Origin of the sequence: Micromonospora sp. NPDC048894, from assembly GCF_040649765.1 — a bacterium.
Lineage (GTDB): Bacteria > Actinomycetota > Actinomycetes > Mycobacteriales > Micromonosporaceae > Micromonospora > Micromonospora antibiotica.
The window spans coordinates 324,874-332,012 of the sequence record NZ_JBEZFY010000008.1 but is presented as its reverse complement, the minus strand read 5'-3'; the positions used below and the strand labels follow the sequence as shown (position 1 = coordinate 332,012).

The window sequence follows — 7,139 nt, the reverse complement described above, 5'->3', positions numbered from 1 at the left end:
AACCTCGCCAAACGCCTCACCACCGAAACCACCCCAACCTGGCGAGAAACCCCACAACCACAAAACACACAAAATACGTGAATCAGACGTCCTCTGAGAACGTCGTTGACCTCACCGCTGAATTCCTCCACCGAGACGCCGACTGCACGTGCCTCGTCGAGGAACTTACGGGCCAGAGACAGCGGACTCTTCAACCGGAACTCCTGGTCACGCAGTTCGACCGCACCATCTGATCCCAGTGCCCTGCCTACCCGGGAGAGCGCGCTCTCCACATCGTCGGCCACCACCGCCGCCTGCTCATGAAGCCTGTCAAGCACCCTACGCTCATGCGCGGAGAGTTCGGCGAACACGTCCGCCGGCTGTACGCCCTGACCACTCGTTTCCGACGCGTCATCTTGGGCGTCCGCCGTGCGGTCCGAGCCACCGGGCCCGTCGAGCAGGTGCAGGCGGTTGAGGTACGGGTCGCCGTACCCCTGCTCGTCGTCGGGTGCCGGCGGGTGCTCGGGCAGGTCGGGCAGGGCGCTGAACCGCCCCCGCGCCAACCCGGCCAACGGCATCGGGTGGCCGTCTCCGCCGAGGATCAGCGCGTCGATACCAACGACGTTGTCGGGGTGCCGCCGGCCGGCGTGGGCGTAGAGGGGGCGCTCGTGGACCGTTCCCGCCTGCGGGTCGAGATAGAGCACCGTCCCGTTCTGGTTGAGCGCCACCCAGGCGTGCGAGCCGCCGTTCTCCCACTCGGTGATCAGGAAGGCGTAACTGCCGTGACCTCCCAGGACCAGTTGGTCGTGCAGGTTGCGGTAGCCCCGTTCGACGGACTGGCGCAGGTCTGCCGGCCCCGGCGGGACACCGTCGGCGACGGCGAACAGCTTCTGGAACCGTCCGCCGGTGACCTCCTCGACCCGGCCGGGTCCGCCGGCCTCGCCGTTGACCGGACGCCGGATGTCGCCTTGCAGGTAGCCGTCGAAGGTACGGGGCGCGGCCACCCTGGGTCGACCGTGCACCCACGTCTCGAACAGGGACAAGGTGCAGTCCAGGCAGTTGATGCCCCGGGTCGGGTCGGCCTGCGGGCCACCGTCGTTGGCCAGCGCGAACCACCCGCCCCGCCGGGGATCAGGGGTACGCACCACGCTGCCGTCCGGCTGCCGGGGCATCTGCCGTTCGAGGTCGGTCTGGTGCAGGGCCAGCGGTGGCCGCAACCCACCGAACTGCCCGTACCGGCGGGAGCGGTCGATGGGCGGCGGATCGTCGTCGCCGGTGAGCGCCGACCTGTCGCCCGTCTCGACCCCACCGGTGGCCAACTCGGCCACGTCGTCGTTGATGCGGGAGAAGTCAGCAGGATCTCCGATGACGACATCCGTGGGAAAGACCCGGCCGTCGATGATCGCCGAGGCCAGATCCAATTCTCGATAGCTGTCCGCCTGCTCGGTACTCGCGATCTGCTGATACCAGTTGGCCAGTTCGAGACGGCCTTCGCGCTGTAGGTGGTTCGCCCGGCGAGCAGCACGCTGTGCCCTCGCTTCGTGCTCGCGGGCGACCTCTCGCCGGAAGCCGGCGTCATCCCTACGTCGCCGATCCTCGAACCAGTGTCGCTGTGCCTCGAAGTAACCCTGATAGCGGCGACGGTCGAGCGCCTCCCGTTCGGCTGCCCATTTCGCGGCGTACCACCGGGGAGTTCTCGGGCGCGGTGGCTCGTCGTCCGGATCTGGTGTCGGAGGGGTCGGGTCGGTGGCCGGCGGGTCCACGGGCCCGGGGGCCAGTGCCTCCAGGAGCGGGAAACGCCTGTCGCCCTGCCGCCGGCCATCGCGGTCGGCTACGCCGGGCGGCCTCTCCCGGGCAGCCTGCGGAGTGTCCGGTGCGCTGCCGTGGGTCGGGAGCCCCGGCGTCGGTGCCGGCCCCACCGACCCAGCGGGTGCCGGCCCCAGCGGAACGCCGGCTGTGGAAGCGGCCGACGTCGTGCGTCCAGGAGAGGGGTCTGCGGTAGGTGACGCCGCAGCGGTTGCCGTCGGTGCTCCGCCCGCTGTCGTCACGCTCGCGGGCGGGGTGCCCTGCCCGGAGTCGGGCCCGGGTGGTGCGGTGACCGCCGCGTTCGTCGGCGCCACCTCAGCGGCTCGACCTGCCGTCAGCGGGGAGGTCACCTGATCGGCAGCGACCGAGGACAGGGTGGGGCTGGACGGCGTCGACTCGGCCACGATCGACGCCGGAGCCGCGCCCGTGACGTGGTCGACCTCGGGTGCCGGTGGGGCCGGGGGCGTCACTGCGCCCGCTCCCGCCGGCCCGTCCACCGGCCCGACGGCAGCGGCGGCCCGGCTGGGATCGGGCGGCACCTGCGGATCGCGGGGCGACGGCGTCTCGACGGCAGTGCCTGAGCCGTCACCGGCCACGACGGTGGGGCCGAAGGATGTCGCCGGTCCCGGCACGGAAGCGTCGGCGGCCGGCCGCGCAGGAGCATCGCCGGCCGGGGATGCCTGGTCGGTACCGGCCGGCACCGGCGACGGTGGGACGGGGAAGGCCGCCGGCACCTGGGTGGCGTCGGCCAACGAGTGCAGCCGGCCGTCGAGGCGGGCGTGCAGCGCGGCGTCCGCCTGCGCGGTCGCCGAACCGCCGACCCCGGAGACGGCCGCCCGGGCCGCGTCCTCCGGCGACAACGCTCCCTGGCCGGTGGCCAGCCCCGCCGCGCCCTCCGCGAGCACCTCGCCGGTCATCTCCCGGCCCAGGTGCTCACCGACCCGGGCCCCCCGCCCGGTGGCGTGCCGCCCCAGCCCGGCCAGTGGTGCGACCGCACCACCGGCCAGCCCACCGAGCGCCGACGCACCGAGATCGGCGAGGTCGAGGCCGTGCCGGCGACCGGTGGAGTTCTGGTACGCCTGCGTCGCGAGGTTGACGCCGCCCTCCTGTCCCGCCTCGAACAGGCCCCCCTTGACCGCCCGCTTGCCGAGCCCACGCATCCCGTCCCGGGCCACTTCTTTGGCGGCCCGCTCGCCCGCCTCCTTGAGGCCCTGTCGGAGCGCCTTCTTGGCCAGTTGCGCCATCAGCCGGCGGAAAATCTGCTGGATTACCAGCCGACTGGCGGTGACCGCCGCGCCGGCCGCCGGTGAGGCGGCCCCGGCGGTGAGTGCGGCGGCGACGGCGAGCGCGAGCAGCTCCACGACCAGGATGCCGAGTTCGATCCACACCTCGAGCTTGGCGGCCTCGATGTCGCAGCCGCACTCCTCGACCAGGCGACCCAGGTCGGTACTGACCGCGAGCAGCACCGACAATGGAGCCTCGTCGCCGTCGGCGAGCCGTCGCCAGGCCGCCTCGAACGCCTCCGGGACCGCGCCGGTCCCGCCGTAGCCGCCGCGTACCTCGGTGGCGGCGGCGATCGCGTCGGCACGAGGGCCGGCCAACGCGCCCGCCACGGCGTACCACTGGTCGGCGAGGTCCCAGACGGCGCGTTCGTTTCCCTCCGGCCACTCCACGCCGACCACCCAGTCGAGCGCCTCGTAGGCCCAGCCCGGCAGGTCCCAGGGGCTGTAGTCGAGGGGGTGCGGGATCGGGCTCGGCAGCACGGTCACGGCTTCCCCCGCAGGTCAGTGCCGACGGTCACGAGGGTCGGCCACCCGGTCGAAGCGCCGGCCGCTGGCCGCGTCGGTCCGTAGGTTGGCGTCGACCGAGGTGACCACGTCGGTGCCGAGCCCCTGCAACGCTCGGCCGAGCCCGGCCCAGGCACGCAGCAGGGTCTCCTCGTGGGACCGGTAGCTCTTCTCGAAGGCCGCGCCGATGTCGTCCCGGCCCCATGGGCGGGGTGCGCTGGCCGCCGTGATCTCCCCACCGAGGGTGACGCGGCGGGCCGACACCGATTCACCGGCCAGGTGCAGGTCGGTGCCGCCCCACCGGGCCCGGGCCGGATCGAGCCAGAGTTGCCCCTCACCCATGCCGTTCGTCCTCCCGCCGGAGCACCGCGTCGGCCCGCCCGAACAGTGCGCCGAAGTCGCCCGTACGCAGGAACTCCACCGACCCCGAGCCGGCCGGCAGATGGGCGGCGACCAACTCCTGGGTGGCCGTGGCCGCCCGGGCGCAGGCCCGGTGCACCGTCATGGTGATCTTGCGACTGAGCGCGTGGTGATCGCGGTCGTGGTAGACCTCGCCGGTGAGCTCCACCGAGATCAGCTCGCCACGGGCACCCACCGTGGCGGTGACCTGGCCGTCGTCCGACCGCTCCGTGACACGCAGTGCGGCCAGTTCGGACCCCAGTTCGTCCACACCGGACCGCAACCGCCGGTATTGGCCGTACACCTCGTCGAACCGCGCCCGGAGCGCCTGGTTCGCGTCGCGGTCCACCCTCTCGGCCAAGGCCACCCTCCCCCGGTCACCGTCAGTCAGGCGAACCATACCGGGTGCCACGATTCCGTGGGGTCCGGTAGTTTCGGGCCGTGATCGATCGCCAACAGGCCGAGCAACTCGCCGACGTGTGGGCCCGGCGGGACTCGCAGCGCCTGGGCCACGAGTGCCGGGCCACCCTGGACGAGTTCGACCTGGGCTACGTGATCAGGTCGACCGTCGACCGCGCGGTCGACACGGACCCCGGCGACCTGCCCACCACCGTCGTCGACAAGGAGACCGGCGAGGTCACCACCTGGCCCCGGGTGCCGGCGGCCGTGGTGCAGCAGATGTACCGCCGCAGCCGCCCCACCGGCACCCCCGCCCCGCGCACCGTCGACCCGGCCAGCCTGCTGCTCCGCGAGATCCGTCGGCTGCCGACGCCCGCCACCGTGGCGCACCTGACCGTCGAGGGCCGCACCTACCTCGGTCACGGCGTCAAGGGCGACGTGGCGGTGCGGCACCACCCACTGGTCCGGGCCTACCTGGACGAGCTGCCCCCGGGGCACCTGGTACGCGGAGGCGACCGGCACGCCGAGATGGTCGTCGTGTCGGACGTCCTGCACGAGTACGACCACCGCCGCGCCGCCGCCGGCCAGCCCCCGCTGACCATGCGCGAGGCGGAGTCGCTGCTGCTGGCGACCGGGATGGACGTGTTCCTGGCCCGCGAGCCGGGTGATCCGCAGGCCGGCCCGGCGGAACGCCCGTGCGACTCCTGCCTCAACTTCCTGGTGCACTTCGCGGTCCTCGGCTGGTCCGAACTCGCGTTCACCCGGCAGTGGCAGCCGGACAGGCAGGCCGCGCCGGAGCCGGGGCGGTTCGCGCCGGAGGTGGCCGACGCGCTGGTGAGCGCCGGCTGGCGTCCGGGGTTCGGTGACGATGGCCTTGCCGAGGAGGCGATCGCGGAAACGAGGGAGATCTCCCCCCGACATCCTGATCTCACGTCCGCGCTGAACGCCCTCACCAGGTTTCCGGGGCTTGCCTCCGGTCGGCGCGGTCCCGGGCGGCAGGTCTGGATCTCGCGGTTCTCCATCGACCCCGTGCACGCCGCCTACACCGCCGCCACCCTGGCGGACTTCGGTGCCGTGCTCGGCGTACGGCTCTTCCCGATCGGCGCGGGGCATCCGGACACGATCCTGGCGGTGGACGAGCACGGCCGGGTCTTCGCACTGGACCAGGCGGGCGAGTGGTTCCTCGGCGACGACGTCGACACGGCGCTGACCACCCTGCTCCTGGGTCTCGCCCCGCCCCGGGTCCGGGACGACGGCAGCTGGTGAGAGGGGTGTGCCGGGGTTACAGCGGCATCCCGGTCAGCACCAGCACCCTCGGCTCGGTGTAGTCGTCCATCGCCGACCGCACGCCCTCCCGGCCGACGCCGCTGCCCTTGACGCCCCCGTACGGCATCTGGTCGGCCCGGTACGACGGCACGTCGCCGACGATCACCCCGCCCACCTCCAGCACCCGCGCGGCGGTGAACGCCACGTCGAGCCGGTGGGTGAACACGCCGGCCTGCAGCCCGTACGCCGAGTCGTTGACGGCGGCGAAGGCGGCGTCGTCGTTGTCGACCGACGCCACCACCAGCACCGGCCCGAAGACCTCTTCGGCGCAGACCTTGGCCGACGGCGGCACCCCGGTCAGCACGGTGGGTGGATAGCTGGCGCCGTCGCGGCGGCCCCCGGTCTCGACGGTGGCCCCGGCGGCGACGGCCTCGTCGACCCACGCCTCGACCCGTTGGGCGGCCTCGACGGAGACCAGCGGCCCGACGTCGGTCGACTCGGCGGTGGGGTCGCCGGTGCGCAGTGCCCGCACGGCGGCGACCAGCCGGGGCAGGAAGGCGTCGTGGTGGTGTTCGTGCACGAGGACCCGCTGCACGGCGATGCAGGACTGCCCGGCCTGGTAGTTGCCGAAGGTGGCGATCCGCCGGGCGGCGAAGTCCAGGTCCGCGTCGGACGACCAGTCGGCGCAGATCACCGCCGCCGCGTTGCCGCCGAGTTCCAGGGTGACGTGCTTGTCCGGCACCTGACGGCGGATCTGCGCGCCGACCGGCCCGGAGCCGGTGAACGACACCACCGGCAGCCGGGGGTCGTCGACCAGGTCGGCGGTGCGGTCGTTGGGCAACGGCAGCACCGAGAACATCCCGGCCGGCAGGTCGGCGCCGGCGAGGATCTCGCCGAGCAGCAGCGCGGACAGCGGTGTCGCCGGGGCGGGCTTCACGATGATCGGCGCACCGACCGCGAGGGCCGGGGCGACCTTGTGCGCCACGAGGTTGAGCGGGAAGTTGAACGGGGTGATGCCCAGCACCGGCCCCCGGGGCACCCGCCTGACCAGGGCGATCCGGCCGGTCGCGGTGGGGTCGGTGTCGAGGCGCTGCATCTCGCCGGAGAACCGTCGGGCCTCCTCGGCCGCCCAGCGGAACGTCGACACCGCCCGGCCCACCTCGGCTCGCGCCCAGGTGACGGGCTTGCCGTTCTCGGCGGTGATCAGGTCGGCCACCTCGGCCGCCCGCGCGGCGAGTTCCCGGGAGACGTGGTCGAGGGCCGCCGCCCGGACGTGTGCGGGCAGGGCCGCGGCCTCCGTCGCCACCCTGGCCGCCGCGGCGACGGCGGTTTCGACCTGGTCGGGCGTGGCCCAGCTGGTACGCCCCACCGCCCGGCCGTCGTACGGGTGGGTGACGGTCAACTCGTCGTCGCCGTGGACGGCACGACCGGCGACCCAGAACGCTCTCGGCTCCACGTCGGCAGCGTAGACGACACGCAGCCGCACGGAAACAGTCGCTCAAG

Annotated in this window: 5 protein-coding genes; 1 reads left to right on the top strand and 4 read right to left on the bottom strand. The window is 73.2% G+C overall.

From position 1 onward, the window contains the following. The 3 genes from AB0C22_RS20150 to AB0C22_RS20140 form a co-directional block, all read right to left on the bottom strand. Positions 1-3,554: toxin glutamine deamidase domain-containing protein (locus AB0C22_RS20150; RefSeq protein ID WP_357536328.1), on the bottom strand; the 3,554-nt coding region annotated here is incomplete at its 3' end. Between the two features lie 15 nt (positions 3,555-3,569). Beyond that, positions 3,570-3,914 (bottom strand): hypothetical protein, encoded by a 345-nt coding sequence (locus AB0C22_RS20145; protein WP_219467389.1) that lies wholly within the window; start codon positions 3,912-3,914, stop codon positions 3,570-3,572. After that, positions 3,907-4,338: a YbaB/EbfC family nucleoid-associated protein gene (locus AB0C22_RS20140; protein WP_308291022.1), complete on the bottom strand. Its 432-nt coding sequence runs from the start codon at positions 4,336-4,338 to the stop codon at positions 3,907-3,909. The genes AB0C22_RS20145 and AB0C22_RS20140 overlap by 8 nt, the downstream gene beginning before the upstream one ends. Before the next feature lie 74 nt (positions 4,339-4,412). On the opposite strand from AB0C22_RS20140, the gene AB0C22_RS20135 reads away from it, so the two are divergent. After that, a complete protein-coding gene (locus tag AB0C22_RS20135; protein WP_219467383.1) occupies positions 4,413-5,636 on the top strand; it encodes an SUKH-3 domain-containing protein in 1,224 nt (407 codons plus the stop codon). 16 nt (positions 5,637-5,652) lie between these two features. On the opposite strand, the gene AB0C22_RS20130 is transcribed toward AB0C22_RS20135, so the two are convergent. After that, positions 5,653-7,092: an aldehyde dehydrogenase family protein gene (locus tag AB0C22_RS20130; protein WP_219467380.1), complete on the bottom strand. Its 1,440-nt coding sequence runs from the start codon at positions 7,090-7,092 to the stop codon at positions 5,653-5,655. Between the last annotated feature and the right edge of the window lie 47 nt (positions 7,093-7,139).